Raw genomic sequence first — 26,248 nt, 5'->3', positions numbered from 1 at the left:
GTGTCGGTGATGGGTCGTGACGATTGCGTACCGGTGATCCCACCCTAAAGAATCCGGGAGCGGTTGCTGTAGAGCCAGTTGATGAACATCGGCTGGCCAGATCGGCGTTGCCGCCGGCAAATCAGGCGAGGGCCCTCAGTGCCGCGATCAGCGCATCCAAGGGTGCCCCGGCAAAGCCGATTCCCACCAGCTGTCTGGCCCCCGGGCGTGGCGCAGTGGGCGTCCATTCGGCCTGTCCGCCGCTCCACTGGAACACGTAGTGCCGGCCGTCGGCCTGAAGGAACCCCTTGGCTCGCGCCAGGCCGTCGGCATGCTCGGTCAGCAACGCTTCCAGCGTTTGCCGTGACAGCGAGGAGGGAAGCGCGATCGCGAAGCGTTGCCAGTCGGGGTCGCGCTCGTCGGTACGGCGCAATGTCAGCGGTCGCTTCGGTGCCGCTCGCTCCCGTCGTCCGGTCCTGAAACCGGCGTGAGCGACCTGGGCATGGGGATTGAGCGAATGCAGCCGACGCATCAATCGTTCGCGCTCGGCATCGTCGAGATCGTCGCCGCGATTGAGCGAGAGGGTGTCGGCGCTGGCAATCTGATCGGCCACCAGCTCGCCGACGCGGCTGTCAATCAGCCGCTGTGCCAGGCTCGCCAGATCGACCAGGGTGACGATGCGTGCCAGCCGGAAGCGGCGCGCCACCCGGATCAGGTCGGCGATCCGGCGCGGCCGGGCCACGCCGCTGGTCTCGATGATCAGCGCCGCCGGCGGCGCCGGCCAACGGCCGATACGCGACAGCTGGGTTCCCAGCTCGTCGCTCAGCGAGCAGCACAGGCAGCCGCTGCTGAGCTTGAGCAGGCGCTCCCCGGCGTAGTCGATCAGCTCGGCATCGACATTGATGGTGCCGAAGTCGTTGACCAGCACCAGCGTATCCGGCGCCACGCCGTCTCGCAGATGGGCGTTGAGCCAGGTCGTCTTGCCGGCGCCGAGATAGCCGGCAATCAGTATCACCGGGATCGGATCGGCGTCGGGCTCAGCCATTGTCGAAGACGCGACCACCGACGACCGTCGCGGCGACGCCGATCGAGGCCAGCCGCGCCAGCGGCACCTCGCGCGGGTCCTCGTCGAGCACCGCCATGTCGGCGAACTTGCCCACCTCCAGGCTGCCGACGCGGTCGTCCAGCTTGAGGGTGTAGGCCGCGTCCAGCGTGATCAGGCGCAGCGCGCGTTCCACGCTCAGCGCCTCGTTGGGCCCCAGCACCTCGCCGCTGGCGGTCTGACGGGCGACGGCGCACCACGCCGTGAACAGCGGCGCCAGCGGGGTGACCGGGGCATCGCAATGCGCCGCGATGGGGATGCCCAGGCGATCCGCCGAGGCCAGCGGTTCGAGGCGCTGGCAGCGCTCGAAACCCAGCGTGCGCGAGCGGTGGATGTCGCCCCAGTAGTAGAGGTGGTTGGCGAACATGTTGAGGCACACCCCCAGTCGTGCCGCGCGTTTCAACTGGGCGTGGCTGATGATCTGGCAGTGCTGCAGGGTGTGGCGATGATCGGCCCGCGGCCACAGTTCCAGCGCCGATTCGATGGCGTCCAGCATCAGCTCGACGGCCTCGTCGCCGTTGGTGTGGATATGCAGCTGCAGCCCGGCCTGATGATAGCGCTGCACGATCTCGGTCAGGCGTTCCGGCTCGGCGTTCCACATGCCGTTGGGCGAGCCGTCGTGGTAGCCCGGCCACATGAGGCGTGCGGTATAGCCCTGGATGGAGCCGTCGGTCATCAGCTTGACCAGTCCGAAATGGAGCTTGTCGCTGCTCTTGTCGCGGCAGCCCAGCACCCGCTCGATACCGTCTTCGGGCGTGTAGGTCAGCGCGCTCATCGCCGGCGCCAGCCGCATCGGCACGTCGTCCCGGTTGCAGGTGCGCTGCATGCTCTCGACGCCGGCCTCGCTCAGCGGATTGTAGAGGTCGGTCAGCGTGGTCACCCCGTGGCGCTGGCCGATGCGCGCGTAGCGCTCGAGTGTCGCTTCCTCGCTGCCGCGGTCGAAGAGATCGAGGTCGAGCGAGTCGAAGATCGCGAACATCGCTGCCATCTCGCGCAGCTCGCCGTTGGGACGGCCGTCTTCGAAGGTCACCACGCCCTCGATGTCGGCCTGCGATTCGAGTCCCGAGGCGCGCAGCATGGCGCTGTTGACGGTCATCATGTGCAGGTTGGCATGAATGACCACGATCGGCCGCTCGGCGTCGACGGCATCGAGGTCGTTGCGATCCAGGCGACGATCCGGGAAGTAGATGGGATCGAAGCCCCAGGCGATCAGTGGCGTCTCGGCGTCGAGCTTGGCTACCTGCTCGCCAAGATGGTGCTGCAGTGAAGCGATGTCGGTCAGCCCCGGCCAGGTATGGCCGTCGGGGTCCTGTCGGGGAAAGAAGCCGGCGTAGGGATACTCCCATAGCACGCCTTCCAGCGCGTGGCTGTGGCCCTCGACGAAGCCGGGCAGAATCACCTTGTCGGCGAAGCGCTCTTCGAGCTCGAAGTCTCCCAGATCCGACAGCGTTTCCAGCGAGCCGACGCCGAGAACCCGGCCATCGCGTACCGCGATGTGCGTGGCCTCCGGCTGCGAAGGGTTCATGGTCAGGATGCGCCGGGCGGAGAAGATGCGATGGCTCATGAGGGATTGGGCTCCTGAATCGGGGCGGTGCGGTTGCCCCGGCTGCGCTGCCATTTCAGCAGCAGCGGGATGCAGATCAACATCAGTATCACGTAGCCGCCGAAGATCGCCAGGTAGCTCCAGGCGCCGAGGGAGGGGGCGATCGGGGCGACGAAGAACAGCGTGGGAATGTTGACCACGATGATCGCGATGTTGAAGAACGCCAGCTCCTTGGGTACCGAGGTGCTGAAGTCGGCATCCAGCATGCGCAGCAACAAAAGGCCGGTGCCGGTGGAGCCACAGCAGCAGCCGAAGGCGGTGACGGCGCGTTCGGGACCGAGTCGTCCGCTGAGCTTGCCGATCGCCATCGCGCCGAAGAAGGTGACCGTCGTCACCGCGACCGCGATAAGCAGGATCGGCACCAGCAAGGCCGACAGCACGGCGATCTGGATGCTCATCAGCGTGGCGACGACCATGAAGTCCACCGAGCCGCTGGTGATGCGCTTGAGCGTGTCGTCGTCGACCTTGGCGGCCCAGCCGAAGCGGTCGATCGCCATTCGCATCAGCACGCAGACCGTCAGCCCGTGGATGAAGAACAGGTTATAGCTGAAGAACACCGACAGCACTTGATTGCCTGCCACCAGCGGTTGCATCGCACTCAGCCATGCATAGGTAATGACATAGGCCACGCCCAGCAGGCCCAGATGCCAGGCCAGCGAGTCGACGGTGCCGGCGTGCGACACCTGTCTGCCGGCCGAAGGCTGAGTCTCGGGCGTGTGAAAGCCGCGCACGAAGTCGTCATCGAGCGTCGAATGGCGATTGGCGTTGAGCCCTCGCTTGAGGAAATGGCGTGCGGCCGGTACACCGACGAGGAAGGCGGCCACGAAGCCCAGCGAGGCGAAGATCACGCCCACTTGCGCGGCGTTGGCAATGCCGTAATCGTTCTCCCAGATCGTGCCGTAGGTCAGCGCCTGGCCCGGCCCCTGGGTAAATCCATGAGTGACGATGGCGCCGAGCAGCGGGCTGAGATCGCTGTCGGTGATCAGGTCGTAGCCCGCCATCAGGCCATAACCGATCACCGCCTGAGCGCCGAGGCTGGCGGTCCAGATCAGCGTCAACCACAGCCCGCCACCGACGATACCCTGACGCTGTTCGCCCGCGGCCGGTTTGGGGCTGCCGGTCAGACACAGCGACATGAAGCTCAGGGTGAAGAAGTGGAAGGCCAGCGCGGTAAAATCCGAAGGGCCATAGCCGGGAATCAGCCCCGCGGAGAGTCCGACGAAGCCGATGATCCCCGCGACGATGCTGCCGGGGATCAGGCTGGCACGCAGCCAGGAAAGACGACTGCGCAGCAGACTGCCGGCGACCAGCAGGGCGGCGATCAGCGCGAAGGCAATGACGCCAGGGAAGGTGCTGCCCATGATGTAGTCCTTGTGATTGACGTTGTTGTGGTTGGCTCATACTACGCTCTGTCTGAAAAATGCCTGCGCTCGCCCATACGGCGTTAAAAATTGACTCAAAATGCTCATTTACGCCTCGTAAACTCCGCTTTTTCGTCAATTTTTGCCTTGTCTGGCCATCGCTCGCCGATTTTTCAGACAGAGTTTAAAGTTCGCGCTGCACGGCACTACAGGCCAGATTCTCGTCATGCTCGGGACAGTTCCGAACCCCGGCCGCCTGTCGAACAGGTCGACTGGCGCGAATCTTGCAGCGTTTAGAGCTCAGCCACGGGGCGGGAGCTCGGCATGCTCGATCATTATTTTCACCTCGACTTCGATACCCGGCGCGGCCTGCAGGAGCAGCTGCGCGAAGCGCTGCTGGATGCCATTCACACCGGCACGATCCCGACCGAGGAGGCGCTGCCCTCGTGTCGCAAGCTGTCGCTGCAGCTCGGCATCTCGCGCAATACGGTCGCGCTGGTCTACGAGGGGCTGGTGGAGGACGGTTATCTGGTCAGCCGGCCGCGCAGCGGTTACTACCTGCACGATGCCTACCACGAGCCCGATGCACTGGAAACGGGCCGGGGGATGCGCGACGAGATCGTGGATGCACCCGTGTGGGGCAGTCGTTTCACCCATCGGCCCAGCCATCTGCAGGGCGTCCTGCGTCCCGGCAACTGGATGAGCTACGAATTTCCTTTCGTCTACGGTCAGCTCGATACCCGGTTGTTTCCGCTGGAGCAGTGGCGAGAGACGTCGCGCCGGTTACTGGGCGGACGGCGCGAACGCCACTGGCTGAGCGATCGCTACGATCAGGACGATCCCATGCTGGTCGAGCAACTGCGAACCCGGGTGCTACCCAAGCGCGGAATTCATGCTCGCAGCGACGAGATCCTGATCACGCTGGGATCGCAGAATGCCCTGTTTCTGATCGCCCAACTGCTGTTCGATGCGCGGACGCGGGTGGCAATGGAGAATCCCGGCTACCGGGAAGCCGCCAACGTCTTTTTGCGCCAGGGCGCTCAGCTGAGCTACCAGCGGATCGACGCTGAAGGCATTTGTCTGGATGCGGCAGCGGCCGGGAGCGACTACCTCTACGTGACGCCGAGCCATCAGGGGCCGACCGGGGTGACCATGAGCCGCCGTCGACGGGAAGCCTTGATCGAGCAGATCCAGCGCCGCGATCAGATCGTGCTGGAAGACGATTACGACGCCGAGGTCAATTTCGATCGTCATGCTCAGCCGGCATTGAAGGCGAGCCGGGCAGGCTCCCGCGTGATCTACATGAGCAGTCTGTCGAAGCCGCTGTCGCCGGGACTGCGACTAGGCTACGTGGTGGCCGATGCCGAGCTGATCGAGGAGCTTCGCGCATTGCGCCGGCTGATGTATCGACACCCGCCTTCCGGACTGCAGCAGCAACTGGCGCAGTTTCTCTCCCAGGGGCATTACGACCGTTATCTCAGGCTGTTCGCCGACGAAATGCGTCATCGCTGGGAGATCATGGACGCTGCCATCGGTCGGGATCTCCCCGCCTGTCGTCGAGTCGGTGGCGACCATGCCAGCGTGTTCTGGCTGGAAGCCCCCCAGTCGGTCGACACCCAACGTCTGGCGTGGCAGGCCGCGCAGTACGGCGTGCTGATCGAGCCAGGCTTTCAGCACTTCTTCGATCAGGCACCACCGCGCAACTACATGCGACTGGGATTCGGGGCCATCGATGCCGAGCGCATTGCGCCGGGAATCACCCGATTGGCTCGGGCCTTCGGTTAGGCGGATATCCTGTGCGCATTCAAACGCCTGCGTTCAGCCGGACAGCGGCGACCGGCATGTCGCCGGTCGCCGCTGTCTGGTCTTAGGAAACCAATCAGCCAGCCGCAAACTCGCCCAGCACGGCGTCGAGGATCGTCAACCCCTCGGTGACTTCCGCTTCGCTGACGATGCACGGTGGCACCACGTGAATGCGATTCTCGACCACGAACGGTAGCAGTCCCTTGGCGATCAGCGCGTTCTTGATGGCGCCCATTCGAGCAGCCGGTAATGGGGTACGGGTATTGCGATCGCTGACCAGCTCGAGTGCATGGAAGACGCCGAGGCCTCGGGTTTCGCCGACGATGGCATGATCCTTCGCGAGCTGCTGGAGCCCGGCGGCCAGCGGGCCGTTGCCGACACGGTCGGCGTTTTCCACGATGCCTTCGTCGCGCATCGCATCCAGCGTGGCGACGATCGAAGCCATCGCCAGCGGATGGCCCGAATAGGTCAGGCCGCCGAAGAACATGTGATCGTCGAAATGGCGGCAGATCTCATCCGAAATGATTACCCCGCCGGCCGGCACATAGCCAGAATTGACGCCCTTGGCGAACACGATAAGATCCGGCCTGGCGCCGAAATGCTCGAGGGCGAACCAGCGTCCGGTGCGGCCGAAGCCGGCCATGACCTCATCGAAGATCACCAGGATGCCGTACTGGTCGGCCAGTTGGCGGACACCTTCCAGATAGCCCCTGGGAGGAATCAGCACGCCAGCGGTGCCGGGAATCGACTCCAGCAGAATCGCCGCGATGGCGCTGGGGCCTTCGCACTCGATCACTCGCTTGAGATGTTGCAGCGCGCGCTGGCACTCCTCTTCCTCGTTGCCGGCCCAGAAGTCGCTGCGGTAGAGGAACGGGTTGAAGAAGTGGGCATGACCGCGGGCGAATTCGTTGGGGACCCGGCGGGGGTCACCGGTTGCGACGATCGCCGCACCGGTATTGCCATGATAGGAGCGGTAGGCCGACAGAATCTTGTCGCGGCCAGTGACGCTGCGGGCCATGCGCATGGCATTCTCGTTGGCATCGGCGCCGGCGTTGGTGAAGAACACCTTGCCGAAGCCGGACGGCGCGCGTTCGAGAATGCGCCTGGCCGCTTCCCCCCGGGCAAGATTGGCATGCGCTGGCGCGACGGTGGTCAAGGTCTCGGCCTGGGCCTGAATGGCAGCAACGACCCTGGGATGCTGGTGGCCGATGTTGGTATTGACCAGCTGGCTGCTGAAATCCAGATACTCCTTGCCAGCGTAGTCCCACAGCCGGCAACCCTTGCCACCGGCGATCACCATCGGCGAGAGATTGCCCTGCGTCGACCAGGAGTGGAACACGTGCTGGCGGTCGAGCTGGTGGACGTACTCATTGGACACGTCTTCGTTGATGATGGTGTCGGTCATGGCGAGCTTCCTGTTGTTCGGGTTTGATTCCTGGCCGGGCTTGCGGAGGTTGGAGCCGGATGTTCAAAGACTAGGACGCTGCGATCGAAACGCGTAGAGCCAGAATTCGGCAGAGGTCGTGACAGCGTAGCCGGATGTCCCGAGCTGGACGCCAAACTGGCCCTACCCGGGCTTCGAGCCGCTGGGTATGGTTCTCGCTCGGCACCGAGCGGACCTCATGGCACCCAACGATATCTGTAGCCGATCGATATCTGGAATGAGCGATATCTGGAATGAGCGATATCGGCAGGCAACCCATGCTCGGTGGATCAAGGCCGATCTATCAGGGAAGTACCCCTCAGCGTGATCTCATCGATGCCAATGCTGTGGCCGGCCGTGGGGCTTGCCTGCTTTGCCGGATTCGTCAGGGGCTACTGCGGCTTCGGCTTCGCCATGCTGCTGGCCCTGGGGCTGATGCTGTTTCTGCCGCCGATCGAAGCGGTGCCGTTGGCGTTGCTGCTGGATCTGGTCACCAGTGTCGGCCTGTGGCGGCGCGCCGGTCGTCTGGCCGACTGGCCCCGCCTTCGGCGGCTACTTTGTGGCATGGTGGTGGCGACCGCTCTGGGTGTGGGCCTGATGGCCTCGTTGCCGACGGCACCGATGCGGATTGCGGTCGCCCTGCTGGCCCTGACCGGAGCCGTGGCGCTGTTGCTGCGGCGGGAGTCGCCGGTCGAAGCCGAAGAGCCCGCTCCAGCGCGGGCCGGCAGCGGCAAAAAGGGAAGCTGGTCCAGCGTGGCTGCCGGCGGCATTTCCGGTCTCTGCATGACGCTGGCCTCTTCCGGCGGGCCACCGCTGATGCTCTATCTGCTTCATCAGCGACTGCACCCCAAGGCGCTGCGGGCCACGGCGATCATGTTCTTCGCGGCCAGCAGCACGGCGTCGCTGATCGGATTGACGCTGGCGGCAGAGTTGGGCCGGGAAACACTGATCCGCGCTGCCTGGCTTGTGGCACCGGCGCTGATCGGCAATATTCTGGGGCAGTGGGCGTTCGAGCACTCCCGACCACGCTCGATGAGAGCCACCGTGGCGCCGCTGCTGATCGTGCTGTCGGTCTGGGTGCTGGCCCGTGAAGCTGGCTATGGCTAGAACCGTCTGGCGAGCGGATGAACACCGTCGAGCGCTGTCGCTCGGCCTATCGAAATCTGACGAGGAACATACTGTGAGCGATATCGTTTTCATCACCGGGGCGACCTCCGGTTTCGGCCGTGCCGCGGCCCATCGTTTCGCCGAGGCCGGCTGGTCGCTGGTGCTGTCCGGTCGCCGGGGCGATCGTCTGGATGCGCTCGAAGCCGAGCTGGGGGACAAGGTCGCGGTGCATACGCTGGTTCTGGACGTGCGCGACGACGAGGCCGTACAGAAGGCCGTCGATACACTGCCGGAGCCGTTCAAGCGCGTGCGTACGCTGATCAACAATGCGGGTCTGGCGCTGGCGCCGCAGCCGGCACAGAAGGTGGCGCTGAAGGACTGGCATACGATGATCGATACCAACGTTACCGGCCTGGTCAATGTGACCCATGCGCTGCTGCCGACGCTGATCGAGGTCGGTGAAGGGGCGACGATCGTCAATGTGGGCTCGATTGCCGGCCAGTGGCCCTATCCGGGTAGTCATGTCTACGGCGCGTCCAAGGCTTTCGTTCAGCAGTTCAGCTACAACCTGCGCTGCGATTTACAAGGTACCGGCGTGAGGGTGACCGATCTGGCCCCGGGCATGGCCGAAACCGAATTTACCCTGGTACGTACCGGCGGCGATCAGACGGCTTCCGACAAGCTGTATCGCGGTACCACCGCACTGACGGCCGAGGATATCGCCGAGCAGATGTTCTACATCTCGACATTGCCGGCGCACATCAATTTCAACCGCGTGGAGGTGATGCCGACGCGCCAGGCCTGGTCGGCTTTCGCGGTCGATCGCGACGACTGATGGCGGTTCGGAAGCCGGCGCGATAACGGGCCGGCGAGAGGATATACGCAAAAGGCCCGAGCCTGTGGTTGACAGGGCTCGGGCCTTTCTCGTTGGTCTTTCTTATTGGCCTTGCGTCAGAGCTTGCTGGAATGCTTGAGCTTTATGGTTAGACGCCGGGATTCTGCTCGATGCCCTGAACGTACCAGGGAGAGCCATCGCGCAGGGCCCGCTTCAAGTGCCAGGTCTCGTTGAATTCGGTCTCTTCGCCGTTCTCATCGAGCACGCCATGGAACAATACGGTCGCTTCGGCTTCATCCTTGAGTTCCTGCACACTGCCCAGTTCGGCAAACAGACGCACGATCTCGGTGCGGTTGTTGGCCGGCTGCGCCATGCGTTCCGCTTTGAGCAGGTTGTAGAGCTCCGGCGTCACGTACTCCTGGATCTGGCTCAGATCGTTGTTGTCCCAGGCGCGCTGCAGGGTGGTGAAGTGCTCCTTGGCTCCGGTCAGGAAACGCTCGCGATCGAACCACTGCGGCTCGGTGGCGATACCGCCGGCGCTCGTTCCGGTGGCGTTGCCGCCCATGAACGGTGCCGGCTGCGAGCTGGCATCGTGGTGCGCCGCGTCGCGCGGCTGACCGCCGTCGCGATGGCCGGCCGGCGCATGGCGTCGACGTCCCGCAATGAACCGGAAGGCGATGAACGCCACCAGCGCGATCAGCAGCATGTCCAGCATTCGGAAACCGTCGAAGGCGCCGCCGAAGAACAGCGATGCCAGCAGGCCGCCCGCCAGCATGCCGGCCAGCGGACCGGCGAAACGGGACAGCCCCGCGCTTGGCTGACGCGGCGGCGCGGCGGCGTTGCTGCGCGTGGTGGTCGGGGTCGGCTGCTGGGCCGAACGCGAATAGGAACCGAAGCTCTTGCCACCGCCCAGCCGGCGGGCCTCGGCGTGGTCGACGGCGGCGCTGAAGCCGAGCAGGCCGACCATTAACATGACGAGCAGATGGCGCATGGCGTTCTCCTGAAAATCGTTGTCCTGGACGAGTACCGAGCCCGAACCGACAAGAGGCCGGATGGATGCGGATTGCGACCGAACAGGGGTTTCGAACCGATGCGGGTTTCGAAACGAGTCTCGATCGAGCGCACTCGTTGCTGCGAGCATTGTCGCAGACGGGCATGAATGGAAGCTGAACGTACCGGCTTCCGGCCTGATTCTTTGGTCGCGATCTACTCGCGATCCCGCTCGCGTCGGCAGAAGACGGGCTTGCCCGGTTTCGACTCTTCCGGCGAATGGCGATAGCCGGCGACGTCGAACTCGGTCAGCGTCGCCGGCTTCTCGATCCGTTCCCGAATCAGCCAGGCTGCCATCAACCCGCGGGCCTTCTTGGCGTAGAAGCTGATGATCTTGAACTGGCCATTCTTTTCGTCTTTAAAGACCGGCGAGACGACATCGGCCTCGAGCCGCTTGAAGTCGATCGCCTTGCTGTACTCGTTGGAGGCGAGATTGACCAGCGTCGAACTGCCGCTGGCGGCGACCGCCTTGTCCAGATCCGGGGTCAAGCGATCCTGCCAGTAAGCATACAGGTCCTTGCCGGCGGCGTTCTCCAGACGGATACCCATCTCCAGTCGATAGGGCTGGATCAGGTCCAGCGGGCGCAGCATGCCGTAGAGCCCGGATAGAATCCGCAGGTGGTCCTGAGCGAAGGCGTTGTCGGCAGCGCTGAAGCTGGCGGCTTCCAGTCCGATATAAACGTCGCCCTGGAACGCCTGCGCTGCCGGCTTGGCATTGTCGAGCGAGAACGGCGTCTTCCAGTCGGCATAACGGGCGGCGTTGAGTCCGGCCAGCTTGTCGCTGATACCCATCAGCTTCGATAGCTGCTGGGGCGAATAGCCGCGCAGGATGTCGATCAACTCCCGGCTCAGATCGAGATAGTCGGGGCGGGTGACGTCCCGGGTCGTCGGGGGCGTCTCGAAGTCCAGCGTCTTGGCCGGAGAGAGGATGCTGAGCATGGCGTGCTTATCCGTTTCGTGAACGATTCGTTATGGTGCGCTGCTGTCGGCGAGCGTCAGGATCGCGTTTCAACAACGCGCCCCGGGGCCGAGCTTCAAGGGCAGGGATTGGAAATCCGCTGATGAACCCTCTCGATGGCGTCGAGTACCTCGTCGGAAAGCGTGAGCGAGTCGCTGTCGATGTTGGCATCGAGCTGTTCGAGGGTGGTTGCGCCGATGATGTTGCTGGTGACGAACGGCCGCGAGGTGACGTAGGCCAGTGCCATCTGGGCCGGATCCAGGCCGTGCTCGCGGGCGATGTCGACGTACGCCTGCGCTGCCTCGTTCGCCAGTTCGGAGGTGTAGCGGGAGAAACGCTCGAACAGCGTCAGCCGACCTTTGGCTGGCTTCTGGCCGTCGAGATACTTGCCCGAAAGCACACCGAACGCCAGCGGCGAGTAGGCCAGCAGGCCGACGGACTCGCGATGAGCGATTTCGGACAGGCCGATCTCGAAGCTGCGGTTGAGCAGATTGTAGGGGTTCTGCACGCTGGCGACCCGCGGCAGGCCCTGAGTCTCGGCCAGGTGCAGGCAGCGCATGACGCCCCAGGGGGTGTCGTTGGAGAGTCCCACGGCGCGGATCTTGCCTGCCTCCATGGCCTCTTTCAGCGCGCCGAGGGTCTCTTCCAGCGGTGTGGCATCGCTGTCGTCGCCGGGCAGGTAGCCCAGCTGACCGAAGCAGTTGACGTGCCGGTCCGGCCAGTGAAGCTGGTAGAGATCGAGATAGTCGGTCTGCAGGCGCTTCAGACTCGCGTCCAGCGCCTGATGGATCTGCTCGCGGGTATGGCGCGGGCCGCCACGCAGGTGCTCCATGCCCCGGCCGGCGCCCGCTGCCTTGCTGGCGATGATCAGATCGTCGCGCTTGCCACGTTTCTGCAGCCAGCTGCCGATATAGGCTTCGGTGCGCCCCTGAGTCTCGGGCTTCGGCGGCACCGGGTACATCTCGGCAGCGTCGATGAAGTTGATGTCGGCGGCGATGGCCCGGTCGAGCTGTTGGTGCGCTTCGACTTCGGTGTTCTGTTCACCGAATGTCATCGTGCCGAGGCACAGACGCGAGACCTGCATGTCGGTATTGCCTAGGGGGCGTCGCTGCATGTTGCGCTCCAGAGTGTAAAAAAGCCGGGTCGAAAGGAACCGGACCGAGACGAAAAAGGCGGTGAAAATCGTATGTTACTGGCGTCGCTGTGAGGCGGCAAACCAGGGCTGGGCGTCAGGGGTTGAGTCGCTGCCCGGGCAGGCGTATTCTTGCGGCCTTTCGCCGCTCGGCCCCGGTCGAGCGCGCCTGTGTAGAGTCGATTCCGACGCGCCATGGATTGTAAAAAAGCGGCACGCTGTCCTGCTGTCCAGACAGCGTGCGGCCATAGAGAACAAGAGGCGTCCAGATCGACACGGTAGTTCGGACCGTCAACGGATCCCAGTCTCCAGGGTCACTGTCAGTTATGCCACAGACGTTTTCTTTCTTTACGCGCTTCGAGTTTCAGCTGGCCACGCAGCTCAGCCACACGCGCTGGATGACGGGGTCGCCGGGCAAGCAGCGCTTCATGCTGCGCTGGTTCAAGCGTTGCGCCGACGCCGGCCACGTACCGGCGCGCTCGCTCTACGGTCGCGTGCTGATGCATCGCGGAATCTCGCCGCGGGACAAGTCGACCGGTGCGCGCTATGTGCTGCAGGCGGCCCAGCAGGGCGACAGCCACGCTCAGTATCAGGCCGGACGCATCTACGAGCTGGGCTGCTCGCAGTATCAGCCCAACGTGCATCACGCGGTGACCTGGTACGCGCGATCCGGCGAGAATGGACATCTCCAGGCGGCGCAGCGGCTGGCCGATGCGTATCGCCGCGGTGAGCTGGGCTTGCCTCATGATCCCGTGCGTGCGGACGAATGGCAGCGCTGGGCGCACAATCTCGCTGCAGACGGACCCAACGGCGAGACGCCTGCCGCGCTCGCCACGCACTGACCGCCCGCAACCGTCGGAGCACTCCGCGTGAACCCCGTCACCCTCCGGTGGCGGGATGAAGTCACGCCCCAACGCTGTCATGATGATGCCTCATCGGCGTCGCAAGATGAGACGGCATCATGGAGAGGGAGCCCGCAACGTGTTGCTGCCCACCCTGCTAGACATCGAAGCTTCCGGCTTTGGCCGTGGCAGTTATCCCATCGAGATCGGCCTGGCCCGTGGCGATGGCAGTCGCTGTGCGTTCCTGATCCAGCCGATCCAGGCGTGGACGCACTGGGATCCCAAGGCAGAACTGCTGCACGGCATCTCCCGATCGCGTCTGCTGCGTGAAGGTCACCCACCGATCGAAGTCGCGCGCTGGCTCAACGACGAGCTGGCGGCGAGCGGTATCGCCTACAGCGACAGCTGGGGCTACGACAATACCTGGCTGTCGCTGCTGTTCGATCAGGCCGGCATGCTGCCGCGGTTTCGGCTGGAAGCACTGCGACGACTGCTGAGCGAGGCGCAGACCGAGTGCTGGGCTGCGACCAAGGAGCGGATCGCCGAGCAGCACGACATACGCCGTCATCGTGCCGGTGACGACGCCCGCCTGTTGCAGCTGACCTATAAAGCCACGCTGAATCTCGACTAGTTCGCCACCATCGCCTGCTGATCGTGGACGACGGCCCGGCGGCGCCTCAACCTTCTCCGCTGACGCTCAGCAGGATCTTGCCGGTATTGCGATTGTCGGACAGATGCTGCATCGCCGTCTCCGCTTCCTGAATGGGCCAGGCCCCGGCGATCAGCGGTTTGATGTCGCCGCTGACCAGCTTGGGCCAGACGTGGGCGTACAGCGCATCGAGAATCGCCCCCTTGGCCTTCGCCGAGCGTGAGCGCAGGGTCGAGCCGATCACCCGCTGGCGCTTCATCAGCATGCGGCCCAGGTTGATCTGCGCTTCCAGCCCGCCCATCAGACCGATGAGCACCAGGCGGCCATCCGCGTTCAGTACGACCAGATCCTGGGCGATGTAGTCGCCACCTACCGGATCGAGAATCATGTCGGCGCCGCCCCAGTTCTTGACCGCCTCGACGAAGCTGCCGTCATGCCGGTTCCAGCCGGCGTCGGCGCCCAGTCGATAGCAGGTCTCCAGCTTGTCGGCGCTGCCGGCGGTGACGAAGCAGGGGTTGCCGAACACTCGGCAGAGCTGAATCGCCGCGGTGCCCACGCCGCTGGCGGCGGCATGCAGCAGGACGCGCTGGCCGGTCTGAACGGCGCCTTCCATGTAGAGGTTGAGCCAGGCAGTGGCGAAGACTTCCGGCAGCGCGGCGGCCTCACGCAGCCCCAGGCCCTGGGGAATGGGCAGCACCTGCGCTTCATTGACGACGACCTGTTCGGCATAGCCGCCACCGGCAAGCAGGGCACAGACCCGGTCGCCTTTCCGGAAACGCTCGACGCCGTGGCCGACTTCGCTGATCGTGCCACTGACTTCCAGCCCCGGTATTTCGGACTCTCCCGGCGGCGGCGGGTAGTTGCCGCCACGCTGCATCAAGTCGGCGCGATTCATTCCCGCCCAGGCGACGTTGATTCGCACGTCGCTGGCACCCAAGGCGCCGGGGGCGTCGTGCTCGCGCCAGATCATCTGATTGGCTTCGATAGCGATGGCATGCATTCGTAATCCTCCTTGATGGTACGGCGTGCGTTACCGAGCTTCGAATCGCTTCACTCAAGCCCGGTCGTTTTCCAGCCCGGTCTCGTTCATGCTGCACTGTCGGCCAGACGGTCCAGCAAGGCCTCGATATCGCTCTCGGAAAACAGCGTGCGACGGGTTTCGACATCCAGGAAACCGTGCTCGACGGTGGTGTCGAGGAAGGTCAGCAGTGGCGAGTAGAAGTCGGCGACATTGAGCACGCCGATCGGCTTGCCGTGCAGGTCCAGATAGCGCCAGGTCCAGATCTCGAACAGCTCCTCCAGGGTGCCGATACCGCCGGGCAGGGCGATGAACGCATCGGCATGTGCGGCCATGGCCGCCTTGCGCTCGTGCATGTTGTCGACCCGGATCAGCCGGCTCAGGCCGTGATGCGAGACTTCGCGCTGTACCAGATGTTCGGGCATCACGCCGATCACGTCACCGCCTTCGGCAAGGCAGGCGTTGGCCAGTCTGCCCATCAGACCGTTACGGGCACCACCGTAGACCAGACCCCAGCCGCGTCTGGCAATCGCCGCACCCAGCGCTTCCGTCGCCTCGGCGAACCGCGGATCGTTGCCTTCGCGCGAGCCCAGATAAACACAGATTTTCACGCTATCGCTCCTGGAAAATGAATGAAAGGGAGTGGCCGGGACCTCGCATACGATCAGGGAATGCTGGCCGCGACGTCATGCTCTGCGTCAAGCCAGCGACCGATGGCGTTGTCGCCGCAGAGATGGTGGGCGTACTGCGTGTGCAGGCAGCGCACCTGATCCCAGTTGGTGATGCCGCCGACGCCGCGCTCGCGCATCAACTGCGAGTAGCCGCGCTGCTCGACCGCCTGGCGCTGTTCGTCACTCATGAAGTCCCAGCGCTGGCGGACATAGTCGGCGTGGCTTTGATGATAGCTGGCGAGCCATTCGGAATCCTGCTGTAACCGGGCCTCCAGCTCCTTGATCACACCGCTGGCCTCGAGGCGGGACAGCACGACCTTGAGACGCTCGCAGGAGAGCCAGTAGAGCGTCGGAAACGGTGCCTCGTCGATGATCGGGGCCATTCGCAGCACCAGCGGGCGGCCGTGGCTATCGGTGGCGGCAACCGCCTCCAGGCCTCGGGGCGGGCGGCCCAGCTGTTCGGCGATGATCGATAGCTGCTCGTCGGTGGGGGCCTGATTGGGGTGTATCACCATAGCGAAATCCAGTATGACCTAGTCCGTTGCGACTCAGCCTGCCACGACTCAGTCCAGTATGACCTTGTTGGAGCGCGCCACGGCGCGATAGAAGGCCTGGCTCAGCTGCATCGGGGTGGGCGAGTAGAGATAGTCGCGCAGCAGGTAATCGCGGGCGCGCTCGACCAACACCGCGTGCAGTCGATTGAACGGCGCATCATAGTCGTAGGGATCGGGGCCCGGCAAACGCAGATGTGGATAGTCGGCCAGGCGTTCCATGAAGTAGTGCTCCAGCACACGCTCGACCGCGCGATGACGATCGAGATCGTCAGGATCGATCCACAGGTCGAAGTCTATCGACATGCGGGGATTATCCGCGTCGCGCCAGATCCGCAGTACGAGCTGCGGTCAGGGCGATCAGGTCGTTGGGCGCCAGCGATAGCTCCAGGCCGCGCCGGCCGCCGCTGACGTGTATCGTCGCCAGGGTCATGGCGCTCTCGTCGATGAAGGTCGGCAGCCGCTTCTTCTGGCCCAGCGGGCTGATGCCGCCGACCAGATAGCCGGTGGTGCGTTCGGCCGTCGCGGCTTCAGCCATGCGGCCCCTGCGCCCGCCGGCGGCCTTGGCCAATGCCTTGAGATCCAGCGTGGCATCGACGGGAACGAGAGCGACGACCAGACGGCCATCGTCGAGTTGCGCAAGCAGTGTCTTGAACACGCTGGCGGGTGGAAGCGAGAGCGCCTGTGCGGCATCGAGGCCATAGGAACCCTGGGAGTCGGACTCGCCATTCAGTTCGTAGCTGGTGACCTGATGAGGAATCTTGCGCGACTCGAGCAGCCGGACGGCCGGCGTCACGAGGTTGCCCGCCTCTCGCTCGTACCGGGTTGCGGAGTACCCGGGGACGTTTCTACGCTGATCATGCTATGGAGACTCCCTGCCGATGGCGACTGACTGCGAACTGACCGACTGCGAGCCGACCGGGTGCTGCGCGCTTTGCGAGCGTGCCGCGCCGTTGACGCGTCATCATCTGATTCCCAGATCGTTGCACCGCAAGCCGCGCTATCGCAAGCGTCATGGTCGCGATCGGATGCAGATGGCGGTGCTGTGGGTCTGTCGGCCGTGCCATTCCCATCTGCACCGTACCCTGAGCGAACGCGAACTCGCCGATCATTATGCAAGCCGCGAGGCGCTGCTGTCGCATCCCGACATTCGCGCCTTCGCCGCATGGCTGTCGACCAAGCCGGATGGCTTCGTGCCCAAGCGTCAGGCTAGGCGCCGCGGATCGTGACCTCATGGATATCAGACCAGGCGCAGGCCGCGAAAATCCTGCCACGCCTCCGCGAGCGGTGCCGAGAGGCGGTCACGCAAATGTTCGGGCAGGCTGTCACGTGCCGTCTCGAAGGCTTCGAAATCACGGTTGTGCAGCCAGCAATAAGCCCAGGCACAGGCCTCGTCTTCGTCACGGGGCAGGGGCTTGGCGGGCATCTGCACCAGCAGGAAAAGCGCCGTTCTGGCGGCCCAGCGCGGCGGCCTGGCGTCGCCGCTCCAGTGGGTCAGGGTGGCGCCGTCCGGTGTCGACTCGGGCTCTCCCAGTTTGGCGATGCGCGCGGTATCGGCCAGAATCATGGCCAGCCGGTCGGGATCGGCCTGCCCCAGCATCAGCCAGTGGCCGACCAGTTTCGAGTTGCCGGCCAGCACCCGAGCGTAGAAAGGTCGGGAGGAAACGTTGTCGGGCGCGTCAGGCCGCTTGCACATATTCGTCCATCCATTTCCGATGATGAGAACACTATCGTGAACTTCGATTTTGCCACGCGTATCGATCGCCGCCAGCACCCCACCAAGAAATGGCAGCAGTACGACGAAGACGTCCTGCCGCTGTGGGTTGCCGACATGGACTTCCGCTCGCCGCCGGCGATACTCGAGGCGCTGGCGACGCGCGTCGAACATGGTGTGTTCGGTTACGGCGGGGTCTCCGAGAGTCTAAAGCAGACGCTGTGCGAATGGAGCCGCCATCACTATGACTGGGCGATAGACGCGCGGTGGCAACACTGGGTGCCCGGTGTGGTACCGGCGCTCAACCTGGCCGCGATGGCATTCAGTGACCCCGGCCAGGGCGTGCTCACCGCGACCCCGATCTATCCGCCGTTCCTGAGCGTGGCCAGTAACACCGGACGCGAGGCGCAGACGTTCGAACTGGCCGAACCCGTGGCAGCCGGCGGGCCCTGGCGGCTCGATCTCGAGGCGCTGGAGGCGGCGATCCGGCCCAACACCCGCGTCCTGCTGTGGTGTCATCCGCACAACCCCACCGGCCGGGTGTGGAATCCCGATGAGCTCGAGGGGCTGGCCGAGCTGGCGGTACGGCACGACCTGATCGTCGTCTCCGATGAACTGCACTGCGATCTGATTCTCGATCCGGCGCTCCCCCATCGCCCGCTGGGCCAGCTGTGCCCGGCGCTGGCGGATCGCCTGGTCACGCTGTGGGCGCCGTCAAAGACGTTCAACATCGCAGGGCTCTCTTCGGCCTGCGCGATCATTGCCGACGACGACCTGCGCCAGCGATTCCAGGCAGCGGCCGCCGGCTTGCTGCCCGGCGTCAACGTGCTCGGGCTGAGCGCATCGCTGGCCGCCTACGCCGAGTGCGAAGATTGGCGGCAGGCGCTGCTGAGCGAGCTGCGGGACAACCTGGCCATGGTGGAGGCCCATGTCTCGCGCTGGCCGGGCGTGACCATGGCGACGCCGGAAGCGACCTATCTGGCGTGGCTGGATTTTCGCCATAGCGCGTTGGCCGAATCGCCGCAGCAGCGCTTGCTGGAGGAAGCCCGCGTGGCGCTTTCCGATGGCGCCGACTTCGGCTCTCCGGGATTCGTCAGGCTCAACTTCGGGATGCCGCGAAGCTGGCTGGAAGAGGCGCTGATGAGGCTGGACAGGCTGCTGGCGGAACCGGCCTGACAAAAACGCCCGGCCCGAGACTCCACTCGGACCGGGCGTTCCTGACTCCCCCCGAATCGGCGCCGATCAGTAGAGCAGGGCAAACAGACGCCGGCGGTAGACCACGGTCAGCGGATGCTCGGCACCCAGCGCGTCGAAAACGCGCAGCAGCGTCTTGCGTGCGGCGTCTTCCCCGTAGGCGCGATCACGCTTCATCACCGCCAGCAGCGCCTCGAGGCCGGTTTCGTAGTGACCGTCGGCAATCTGGCGCATGGCGCGCTGATACTGCGCTTCGCTATCGTCGCGCTCGCCCAGGGCGTCGATGTCGGCCTGACTCAAGGCTTCCTCGCCGAATTCGATGCGGGCACGTACGCCGCGCGCCTTCGCGGCATCGCGCTGTTCCGGCGGCAGGTTGTCGAGAATCTGCTTGGCGTCGTCGGTGCGGCCGGCGGCCACTCGCACGCTGGCCAGATCGATCTGGTAGTCGTGATGTTCCGGGTACTGCTGGATCAGCTCCCGATAGATCGCCTCGGCAGTTTCGGTGTCACCGGCGGCCAAGGCCGACTCGGCCATCTCCTCCGGGCTCTGGGACGCATCGGCCGGCGCCTCGATGTACTTGCCCAGCCATTCGCGCACCTGCTTCTCCGGTAGCGCGCCCTGGAAATGATCATAGAGCTGACCCTGAGAGATCAGCTTGACGTCCGGCACCGAGCGCACACCAAGCTGTGACGCGATCTGCGGGAAGGCTTCGATATCGAGCCGGGCCAGCACGAACGCGCCGGCGTACTCCTGAGCGAGTTTTTCCAGCACCGGCTTCAGGCCCCTGCACGACTCGCTCGAGTTGGCCCAGCTCTGCAACACCACCGGGTACTGCATCGAGCCTTCGAGCACGACCTGCTGAAAGTTTTCCAGCGTGACGTCGACAATGACGTCCTCCGGGGCAACGCTACTGCCGGTGCCGTTCGGATTGCTCTGTTCCGGGCCGGTCAGCGGCTGTCCGGTACGGGGATCGACGATAGCCATGTAAAAACCCTTGATGTTCGATTCGAGATTGCTGAGTGTTATGCGGGTAACGGTGCGTCTATTCAACCCCGGCGTTCGACTCACGCTCTGGAATCCGCCATTTCATGCCATTGTCTCGCATACTCAGGCGCACGCTGGCCCTCGTGCTGGCGTTCGCCGTTCTGGTCATCGCGCTATTGCTGGGGCCTGCCTACATGCTGGCTTCGCAGCAGGTGCCGCTGCATGCCAACTGGCAGGGTGCCGACCGCTCTTCCAGTGGCCTGGCGCCGGACCCGGATGAGATGCGCGAGGCCGTGGTCCAGGTCTACGCGGCGCGCACTTTCGAGTGGCGCGGGGCATTCGGCGTCCATACCTGGATAGCGACCAAGGCCGAGGGCGCCAGTCGCTACCGCGTCTATCAGGTGCTGAGCTGGCGTCGGCCCACGGTGGAAACCGGCTATGCGTTGCCGGATCGTCAATGGTACGGCAACCCGCCGACGTTGCTGGCAGAGATCCGAGGTGACAAGGCGGCGCGGGCGATCCGCGAGATCGAGCGTGTCGTGCCCGATTACCCGGATCCCGATCGATACCGTATCTGGCCCGGCCCCAACAGCAATACCTTCGTTGCCTGGGTAGTGCGACAGGTGCCGGAGCTGTCGGTCGATTTTCCGCCCAATGCCATCGGCAAGGATTATCTGCCGGGCCGGATCATGGCGCAGACGCCGACGCAGACCGGCTATCAACTTTCGCTCGGTGGACTGTTCGGCGTCATGCTGGCTTGGGACGAGGGCTTCGAACTCGATGTGCTTGGTCTGACGGTCGGGTTCGACTGGCAGTCGCCGGCGCTCAAGTTGCCCGGTATCGGCCGGGTCGGCATGGCGCAGCCGACCGGCAGCCAGTCACAAAAGGCAGTGGAGCAGGACATGCCTTAGGCGGTGACTCTCCGCTTCCAATCATGAACCGGCATCAGACGGATGGATAGCCGGGCGGTCCGGAACAATCCCGTTGGAGGTGGCTCGTCGCATCAAGTGCGTTGAATGACAGGTCTTGAAGGAAGGACTTCGAGAAGAAATTCGATAGAACGACAGCGCAAAGGTGGGTGAGGCAAAGCCTCGGCGCGATGCTCGTAGAGACGGTCGGGCATCGCAGAAAGATTTGCCAAACCAAAAAGTAGCAACAAAAAAAACCGGCGCCTGAGGAAGGCACCGGTTAAATAATTTGGTAGCGGGGACCGGATTTGAACCGATGACCTTCGGGTTATGAGCCCGACGAGCTACCAGACTGCTCCACCCCGCATCAACTTGTGGCGTATTATACGTATGGATTAGACGATGTCAACACCGTCATCTTCATGACGATGTCCTGGGCGGCCCAGGTGTGCCATCACGTTATCGAACGCGGATTCATAGCGCTCCCACAACTCGCCCGAGACCGGAGCGATCGACAACAAGCGCAGCAGCGTCTGATGCAATTCTTCCGGGGGCGTGGGCGGGCGGCCCAGGCCATCGTTGAGTCGTGCCACCTGAACTTCCAGGCGCAGCGGCTCCAGCGCCGTAGGAATGGCGTCGCCGGCGAGCAGCACGAGCTGGACCAGGCAGCGCTGGAGGTGCTCCTCGGCCTGCTCCGGAGACTGCGTCTGGCGCTGGGTGTGGCGGGCTTCCAGCGCCTGGCGGATTTCGCTGTCGAGCTGGGTCGTCTCTGCGGCCTCTGCTGTTTCCGGTCGCATCCACTCGCGATATTCGGGCCACTGTCGCGCCTCTTCCATCAGGGAGAGCCGGTCCAGCGTGACTTCCCGCGCGTGGACGATGCCTTGCCAGCGCTTCTCCATGCCTTCGCTGCGTCGGCTGCGCGGCAGCGGCACCAGACGCTGCGCTTCTGCCAGCGCCGAGTCGAGGACATGTCGCTCTCTGGCGGATTCGGGCTGCCAAGCGTCCAGTCGGTCGATCAGCGCCTGCATATCGTCGAAGCGCTGCTGCTGTTTCGCCTGCTGCTCGTCGCGGACACTGTCGCGGGAGGCAAAAATGGTGTCGCAGTGGCTGCGGAACTGGCGCCACAAAGTCTGTTCGATGCCCTTGGGCGCTCGACCCAGTTCTCGCCAGCGTTGCTGCAACGCTTTGGCCTGCTCGGCTCGCTGCCCGGCCGGCGCCGCATCTTCTGCCAGCTGTCGTGCCTGCTCGACCAGGTCGCGTTTGCGGCTGGCGACATCACCGGCGCGCTCGTCGATCAGCGACTGCAGCTGGCGGCGCAGGCGCGCGTAGTGCCGGCCGGTCGAGGCGGCCTGGCGCCGCGGCACCGGCCAGTGCTGATCCCACTGCTCCTGGGCGGCATCGCGAACCTTGCGCAGGCCGTCCGGATCGGCTGCGTCGGAAGGGTGGGCCAGCAGCGTCTCGAGCTGCTCGCAGAGCGCCTGGCGGACCGCGAGGTTATCCTGTTCCCGCGACTCGAGCTCGGCCTCCCACTCCGCCAGCTGTGCATGCAGGGCATCCGAGGCGGTGCGAAAGCGCTGGGCCAGATCACGGGTCGCGGCGGCGTCGCCGAGCTGGCGCCAGTCGCGGATCAGCTGCTGATGTCGGCGATGACGCTCCGCATCCGGCTGCTCTCGGGCTTCGGCCAGCGCTTCGATGTTCGCCAGCAGGGCTTCACGCTTCGGCGCCGCAGCGAAGCCGCGCCAGTCCTTCAGTTCGGCCAGTCGGGCGGACTGCTGCTTGTAGGTCTGCTCGTGAGTCGAGGAGAGGGGCTGCCCGCTGGACTCCAGATGTTGACGCAATCGGCGATGTAGCTGCGAGGCGGGGCGATAGCGGCCCTGGTCGAGTTCCTGAGACAGCGCGTCGAGGTGTTCGCCGATCTCCTCTTGCGACCACTGACTCTCGGCCTTGGCTGCGCCCTGGGCATCGAGATATCGCTGGCTGGCCGTCGCCTGGCGCTGCGCGTCGAGTACCAGCTCGGTCGGCGGCAACGTGTCTGGCCAGGCCAGCCGATCGAGAGCGGGCTGCAGCGGTTCGCCCTTCTCCAGACCCGCGCGCAGGGCGGGGGCTTCGGCCTGCAGCCGCTCCCAGGCCTGCCAGATGGATTGGGCCTGCTGATCGAGCGCGACGTAGCGTTGCTGGTAAGGCTCGCTGACGCCGTAACGGTCCGAGACATCCTGCCAGCGCTCCTCCTGCAGCCGCCATTTGCCTTGCAGCGCCTGCATGACTTCCGGCGTCAGCCGTTCGGATTCGCCGACGATCGCCAGTGCCTGACCCAGCGCCTCGAGAATCCCGTCGCGGGTTGCTTGTGCCTCGGACTTCTCGCGCTTGACGCGCTCGAGTTCGCGGTGTTGATGGTCGTGCTCGGCGATGCGCTGGCGACAGCGTGTCACTGCGGTCTCGAAGCGGGCATGCTGGCTCTCGTCGACGCTACTGGTGAGAGCGTCCCAGCGCTTGATCCAGTGCTTCAAGCGCGCCTCGAACGTCGGTTCCCAGGGGCGGTTGGCCTGTGCCTCCAGCGTCTCCAGAAGCTGCTCTCGCTCACCCTCCTCACGACTCTGCTGTTCGGCATCGGCGCGCAGCCGTGCCAGACGTTCGCGGGCGAGGCGAGCCACCTGCTTGTCGCGTCGCGCCTGCTTGGACAACAGCGCGAGCCCCTCGGCGGAGACGACTCGCTCCGCGGCGGCGTGGCGCACGGCGGTAATGCCGTTTTCACTGGCGTGATGAATCAGGCGACTTTCATCGTCGATGCGCGCCAGCGCGGCGAGACGCAGGGATTGATTGTCACTGAGCACGATCAGCGCATCGACCAGCGCCATGTCCTCGAGCTGCTCGACCTTCGCGAGACGGGTATTGAGGTCGGGACTGGGCGAGACGCGACCGCCGAGGAGATCGACGAGGCGCTGGAACGACTCTTCGCTGGGCGACTGGCGGTGCCACTGAAACAGCGGATCGAGCGCCTGCACCCGAGCGAGTGCTGCCTGACGAACCGCGGGCGAATCATCCTGGGCGAGCTGTCGAAGCGTGTCGAGGTCGTCCGGGCTCAGCTGAGAGGCGGCTTGGGCGCGGACAGCGGGATCCTTGTGCCGCCAGCGGGGAGAGAAAAAACGTTGAAAGAGTCCTGGCATGGCCGGTGTGGCATCCTGAAAACGACGAGGCTGGCAAAGGTCGACCTCGCAACTTGGCGGCGCCGACGGCAACTGTCTATCTAACCATCTGACGGCCGGCGGTAAAAGCCCGATTGATGGACGTCGGTCTGCGATGAAGTCTGGTATTGATGGATGCGGCGGTCTGCGACCAATGAATGCATCGGTCCGGGATCGTCAGCTGCGTCGGTCTGTGGAGACACCTGACAAAAGGTCTGAGGAGCCTTATGATCGGTTGCAGCGACGCCCTCCCTCGCTTAGCGTAACCCCATTCCCCCGCTGCGGAGTTCGGTCATGAGTCTCAACAGGGATCGGGCAGATACTGCCTTTACATTCAAAGGCGGCATGCTGCCGATGACAGTCATGGAGTTGTCCAGTGGCGACCCCGAGCGTATCCGCGCGCAGTTGGCTGGCAAGGTGAGTCAGGCACCAGCCTTCTTTCAGCATACCCCGGTGGTGTTGAGCGTCGAACAGCTCGATGAGCCACATCTCGCGCTCGAGCGCATCTGTGCTGTCTGCCGTGCGCACAAGCTGTTGCCGGTGGCCGTGCGCGGCGGTTCGGATCCGGTCAAGCAGTCGGCGTGGGCGCTGGGACTGGGATGGTTCCCGCCGCAGGAGAGTCGTCCGCGGGCGGTCGAGCCCCGCCCCGTCGAAGCGCCGGTCGAAGCGGAGCTGCCGGTACCGCCGCCGGAGGTGTCGGTCCACGCCGGGGGGCGTATTCATCGTGGCACGGTGCGCTCTGGCCAGCAGATCTCCGCCTCGGAAGGCGACCTGGTCGTCATCGGAGCCGTCAACCCCGGCGCCGAAGTGCTGGCGGCGGGTAGCGTGCACGTCTACGGGTCGTTGCGGGGGCGGGCGCTGGCCGGCATTCACGGCGACCGTGAAGCCGGCATCTTCTGCCATGACCTGCATGCCGAGCTGCTCTCCGTGGCCGGAACGTACAAGCGGCTGGAAGATATCGACCCCAAGATTCTGGGTTGTTCGGTACAAGTGCAGCTCAAGGAAGACCAGCTAAGGATCTCGGCGCTGAACTGAATGGCGCGAGAATGATCAACATTTATCGGGTAACAGGAAGTTCATCTTGGCCAAGATCATCGTTGTAACATCCGGTAAAGGTGGCGTCGGTAAAACGACCAGCGCAGCGGCTATTGCCACGGGGCTGGCGCTGCGCGGAAACAAGACCGTGGTCATCGACTTCGATGTGGGGCTGCGGAACCTGGATCTGATCATGGGTTGCGAACGCCGGGTCGTCTACGATCTGGTCAACGTCATTCAGGGCGAGGCCGGGCTCAAGCAGGCCATGATTCGCGACAAGCGCTCCGAGAATCTGCACATCCTTCCGGCTTCCCAGACCCGCGACAAGGATGCGCTGACGCTGGAAGGGGTCGAGAAGGTGCTGATGGATCTGTCGGAAGAGTTCGACTACATCATCTGCGACTCTCCTGCCGGTATCGAGCGCGGCGCCCAGTTGGCGCTCTACTTCGCGGACGAGGCCGTCGTCGTCACCAACCCGGAAGTGTCGTCGGTGCGAGATTCCGATCGCATTCTCGGGCTGTTGTCTTCCAAGTCGCGCCGCGCCGAGCAGAACCGCGAACCGATCAAGGAGCATCTGCTGGTCACCCGCTACAATCCGAACCGGGTCGACGACGGCGACATGCTCAATCTGGACGACATTCGCGAGATTCTGGCGATCGATCTGGTCGGCCTGATTCCCGAATCGGAAGCCGTCCTGCGCGCCTCCAACCAGGGGGTGCCGGTCATCCATGACGACAAGAGCGATGCCGGGCAGGCTTACGCCGATACCGTGTCACGCCTGATGGGCGAGGACGTACCGCTACGTTTCCAGTCGGTGCAGAAACGCGGGTTGATCGCACGCATGTTCGGAGGAGGAGGCCGCCGGTGAGGCTACTTGATTTTCTCAAGGGCGAACGCAAGAAATCGGCATCCGTTGCCAAGGAACGGCTGCAGATCATCGTTGCCCATCAACGCGGACATCGGGGTCAGCCCGACTACATGCCAATGCTGGAGCAGGAGTTGCTCGCGGTCATTCGGCGTTACGTCAAGGTCGACCAAGATGCTATCAATATCAGCCTGGACAGCGACAACGACTGCTCGGTGCTCGAACTCAACGTGACGCTGCCCAACGAAGGCGAAACGGTCAAGGGTTAGTGTCGCCGACGAC

26 protein-coding genes and 1 tRNA gene are annotated in these 26,248 nt (G+C 64.4%); 11 read left to right on the top strand and 16 right to left on the bottom strand.

The genetic code is table 11. The annotated features are described in order from the left end of the window. Window positions 1-121: 121 nt before the first annotated feature. From BTW07_RS01015 to BTW07_RS01005, 3 genes are read right to left on the bottom strand one after another with little or no spacing between them, the layout of a single operon-like run. Window positions 122-1,024, bottom strand: coding sequence for a CobW family GTP-binding protein (locus BTW07_RS01015; protein ID WP_075568279.1), 903 nt, complete (start codon window positions 1,022-1,024; stop codon window positions 122-124). Next, on the bottom strand, window positions 1,017-2,645 hold the full coding sequence (locus tag BTW07_RS01010) for an amidohydrolase (RefSeq protein ID WP_075568278.1): 1,629 nt from the start codon (window positions 2,643-2,645) through the stop codon (window positions 1,017-1,019). The genes BTW07_RS01015 and BTW07_RS01010 overlap by 8 nt, the downstream gene beginning before the upstream one ends. Next, window positions 2,642-4,045, bottom strand: a complete 1,404-nt coding sequence (locus BTW07_RS01005) for a sodium/glutamate symporter (RefSeq protein WP_075568277.1) — start codon at window positions 4,043-4,045, stop codon at window positions 2,642-2,644. Before BTW07_RS01005 ends, BTW07_RS01010 begins: the two co-directional genes overlap by 4 nt. Window positions 4,046-4,369: 324 nt before the next feature. Between BTW07_RS01005 and BTW07_RS01000 the strand changes: the two genes are divergently transcribed. After that, a complete protein-coding gene (locus BTW07_RS01000) occupies window positions 4,370-5,830 on the top strand; it encodes an aminotransferase-like domain-containing protein (RefSeq protein ID WP_075568276.1) in 1,461 nt (486 codons plus the stop codon). 94 nt (window positions 5,831-5,924) lie between these two features. On the opposite strand, the gene BTW07_RS00995 is transcribed toward BTW07_RS01000, so the two are convergent. After that, window positions 5,925-7,253, bottom strand: a complete 1,329-nt coding sequence (locus tag BTW07_RS00995; RefSeq protein ID WP_075568275.1) for an aspartate aminotransferase family protein — start codon at window positions 7,251-7,253, stop codon at window positions 5,925-5,927. Window positions 7,254-7,607: 354 nt separating this feature from the next. On the opposite strand from BTW07_RS00995, the gene BTW07_RS00990 reads away from it, so the two are divergent. Next, a complete protein-coding gene (locus BTW07_RS00990) occupies window positions 7,608-8,378 on the top strand; it encodes a sulfite exporter TauE/SafE family protein (protein ID WP_208605354.1) in 771 nt (256 codons plus the stop codon). Window positions 8,379-8,451: 73 nt separating this feature from the next. Beyond that, entirely contained in the window at window positions 8,452-9,213 is a 762-nt protein-coding gene (locus BTW07_RS00985) for an SDR family NAD(P)-dependent oxidoreductase (RefSeq protein WP_075568273.1), read from the top strand. Between the two features lie 148 nt (window positions 9,214-9,361). Here the strand turns inward: BTW07_RS00985 and BTW07_RS00980 are convergent, their stop codons facing one another. The 3 genes from BTW07_RS00980 to BTW07_RS00970 all read right to left on the bottom strand — a co-directional run bounded on the left by BTW07_RS00980 (window position 9,362) and on the right by BTW07_RS00970 (window position 12,335). Then, window positions 9,362-10,204, bottom strand: coding sequence for a Tim44 domain-containing protein (locus BTW07_RS00980; protein ID WP_075568272.1), 843 nt, complete (start codon window positions 10,202-10,204; stop codon window positions 9,362-9,364). 215 nt (window positions 10,205-10,419) lie between these two features. After that, a complete protein-coding gene (gene yaaA / locus BTW07_RS00975) occupies window positions 10,420-11,202 on the bottom strand; it encodes a peroxide stress protein YaaA (RefSeq protein ID WP_075568271.1) in 783 nt (260 codons plus the stop codon). 95 nt (window positions 11,203-11,297) lie between these two features. After that, entirely contained in the window at window positions 11,298-12,335 is a 1,038-nt protein-coding gene (locus BTW07_RS00970; protein WP_075568270.1) for an NADP(H)-dependent aldo-keto reductase, read from the bottom strand. A 344-nt stretch (window positions 12,336-12,679) separates the two neighbouring features. On the opposite strand from BTW07_RS00970, the gene BTW07_RS00965 reads away from it, so the two are divergent. Both BTW07_RS00965 and BTW07_RS00960 read left to right on the top strand, forming a co-directional pair. Next, window positions 12,680-13,195 (top strand): tetratricopeptide repeat protein, encoded by a 516-nt coding sequence (locus BTW07_RS00965; RefSeq protein ID WP_075568269.1) that lies wholly within the window; start codon window positions 12,680-12,682, stop codon window positions 13,193-13,195. 139 nt (window positions 13,196-13,334) lie between these two features. Then, window positions 13,335-13,826 (top strand): 3'-5' exonuclease, encoded by a 492-nt coding sequence (locus BTW07_RS00960; RefSeq protein ID WP_244158283.1) that lies wholly within the window; start codon window positions 13,335-13,337, stop codon window positions 13,824-13,826. Between the two features lie 46 nt (window positions 13,827-13,872). Here BTW07_RS00960 and BTW07_RS00955 read toward each other — a convergent pair whose 3' ends face one another. The 5 genes from BTW07_RS00955 to ybaK all read right to left on the bottom strand — a co-directional run bounded on the left by BTW07_RS00955 (window position 13,873) and on the right by ybaK (window position 16,880). Continuing rightward, on the bottom strand, window positions 13,873-14,844 hold the full coding sequence (locus tag BTW07_RS00955) for an NAD(P)H-quinone oxidoreductase (RefSeq protein WP_075568268.1): 972 nt from the start codon (window positions 14,842-14,844) through the stop codon (window positions 13,873-13,875). 86 nt (window positions 14,845-14,930) lie between these two features. Next, on the bottom strand, window positions 14,931-15,473 hold the full coding sequence (locus tag BTW07_RS00950) for an LOG family protein (RefSeq protein WP_075568267.1): 543 nt from the start codon (window positions 15,471-15,473) through the stop codon (window positions 14,931-14,933). Between the two features lie 53 nt (window positions 15,474-15,526). Next, the gene (locus BTW07_RS00945) at window positions 15,527-16,048 is read right to left on the bottom strand and encodes a DUF501 domain-containing protein (RefSeq protein ID WP_075568266.1); all 522 of its coding nucleotides are present in this window, start codon (window positions 16,046-16,048) and stop codon (window positions 15,527-15,529) included. 48 nt (window positions 16,049-16,096) lie between these two features. Further along, window positions 16,097-16,390, bottom strand: a complete 294-nt coding sequence (locus BTW07_RS00940) for a hypothetical protein (protein WP_075568265.1) — start codon at window positions 16,388-16,390, stop codon at window positions 16,097-16,099. 7 nt (window positions 16,391-16,397) lie between these two features. Beyond that, on the bottom strand, window positions 16,398-16,880 hold the full coding sequence (gene ybaK, locus BTW07_RS00935) for a Cys-tRNA(Pro) deacylase (RefSeq protein WP_075568264.1): 483 nt from the start codon (window positions 16,878-16,880) through the stop codon (window positions 16,398-16,400). 85 nt (window positions 16,881-16,965) lie between these two features. On the opposite strand from ybaK, the gene BTW07_RS00930 reads away from it, so the two are divergent. After that, window positions 16,966-17,313 (top strand): hypothetical protein, encoded by a 348-nt coding sequence (locus BTW07_RS00930; protein ID WP_075568263.1) that lies wholly within the window; start codon window positions 16,966-16,968, stop codon window positions 17,311-17,313. Between the two features lie 11 nt (window positions 17,314-17,324). On the opposite strand, the gene BTW07_RS00925 is transcribed toward BTW07_RS00930, so the two are convergent. Then, a complete protein-coding gene (locus BTW07_RS00925; protein ID WP_075568262.1) occupies window positions 17,325-17,780 on the bottom strand; it encodes a hypothetical protein in 456 nt (151 codons plus the stop codon). Window positions 17,781-17,816: 36 nt separating this feature from the next. On the opposite strand from BTW07_RS00925, the gene BTW07_RS00920 reads away from it, so the two are divergent. After that, on the top strand, window positions 17,817-18,974 hold the full coding sequence (locus tag BTW07_RS00920; RefSeq protein ID WP_075568261.1) for a MalY/PatB family protein: 1,158 nt from the start codon (window positions 17,817-17,819) through the stop codon (window positions 18,972-18,974). A 66-nt stretch (window positions 18,975-19,040) separates the two neighbouring features. Here BTW07_RS00920 and BTW07_RS00915 read toward each other — a convergent pair whose 3' ends face one another. Then, window positions 19,041-19,976 carry a tetratricopeptide repeat protein gene (locus tag BTW07_RS00915; RefSeq protein ID WP_075568260.1) on the bottom strand — a complete coding sequence of 312 codons (936 nt, stop codon included), beginning with the start codon at window positions 19,974-19,976 and terminating at the stop codon, window positions 19,041-19,043. A 104-nt stretch (window positions 19,977-20,080) separates the two neighbouring features. Between BTW07_RS00915 and BTW07_RS00910 the strand changes: the two genes are divergently transcribed. Next, window positions 20,081-20,887, top strand: a complete 807-nt coding sequence (locus tag BTW07_RS00910) for a DUF3750 domain-containing protein (protein WP_075568259.1) — start codon at window positions 20,081-20,083, stop codon at window positions 20,885-20,887. Between the two features lie 287 nt (window positions 20,888-21,174). Here the strand turns inward: BTW07_RS00910 and BTW07_RS00905 are convergent. Further along, window positions 21,175-21,251, bottom strand: a tRNA-Met gene (locus tag BTW07_RS00905). A 28-nt stretch (window positions 21,252-21,279) separates the two neighbouring features. Beyond that, complete coding sequence (locus tag BTW07_RS00900; RefSeq protein WP_075568258.1) at window positions 21,280-24,048, bottom strand: DUF349 domain-containing protein; 2,769 nt, start codon at window positions 24,046-24,048, stop codon at window positions 21,280-21,282. A 312-nt stretch (window positions 24,049-24,360) separates the two neighbouring features. On the opposite strand from BTW07_RS00900, the gene minC reads away from it, so the two are divergent. Genes minC through minE form a run of 3 tightly spaced genes read left to right on the top strand, consistent with a single transcriptional unit; the run spans window position 24,361 to window position 26,235 of the window. Then, a complete protein-coding gene (minC, locus tag BTW07_RS00895; protein ID WP_075568257.1) occupies window positions 24,361-25,101 on the top strand; it encodes a septum site-determining protein MinC in 741 nt (246 codons plus the stop codon). Window positions 25,102-25,147: 46 nt separating this feature from the next. Continuing rightward, window positions 25,148-25,969, top strand: a complete 822-nt coding sequence (gene minD / locus BTW07_RS00890) for a septum site-determining protein MinD (protein ID WP_075568256.1) — start codon at window positions 25,148-25,150, stop codon at window positions 25,967-25,969. Continuing rightward, window positions 25,966-26,235: a cell division topological specificity factor MinE gene (gene minE, locus BTW07_RS00885; RefSeq protein ID WP_075568255.1), complete on the top strand. Its 270-nt coding sequence runs from the start codon at window positions 25,966-25,968 to the stop codon at window positions 26,233-26,235. The genes minD and minE overlap by 4 nt, the downstream gene beginning before the upstream one ends. Window positions 26,236-26,248 lie beyond the last annotated feature (13 nt).

Origin of the sequence: Salinicola socius (assembly GCF_001937195.1) — a bacterium.
GTDB classification, from domain to species: domain Bacteria; phylum Pseudomonadota; class Gammaproteobacteria; order Pseudomonadales; family Halomonadaceae; genus Salinicola; species Salinicola socius.
Note: the sequence above shows the minus strand (reverse complement) of the source record. Positions and strands in the feature narration are given on the sequence as shown.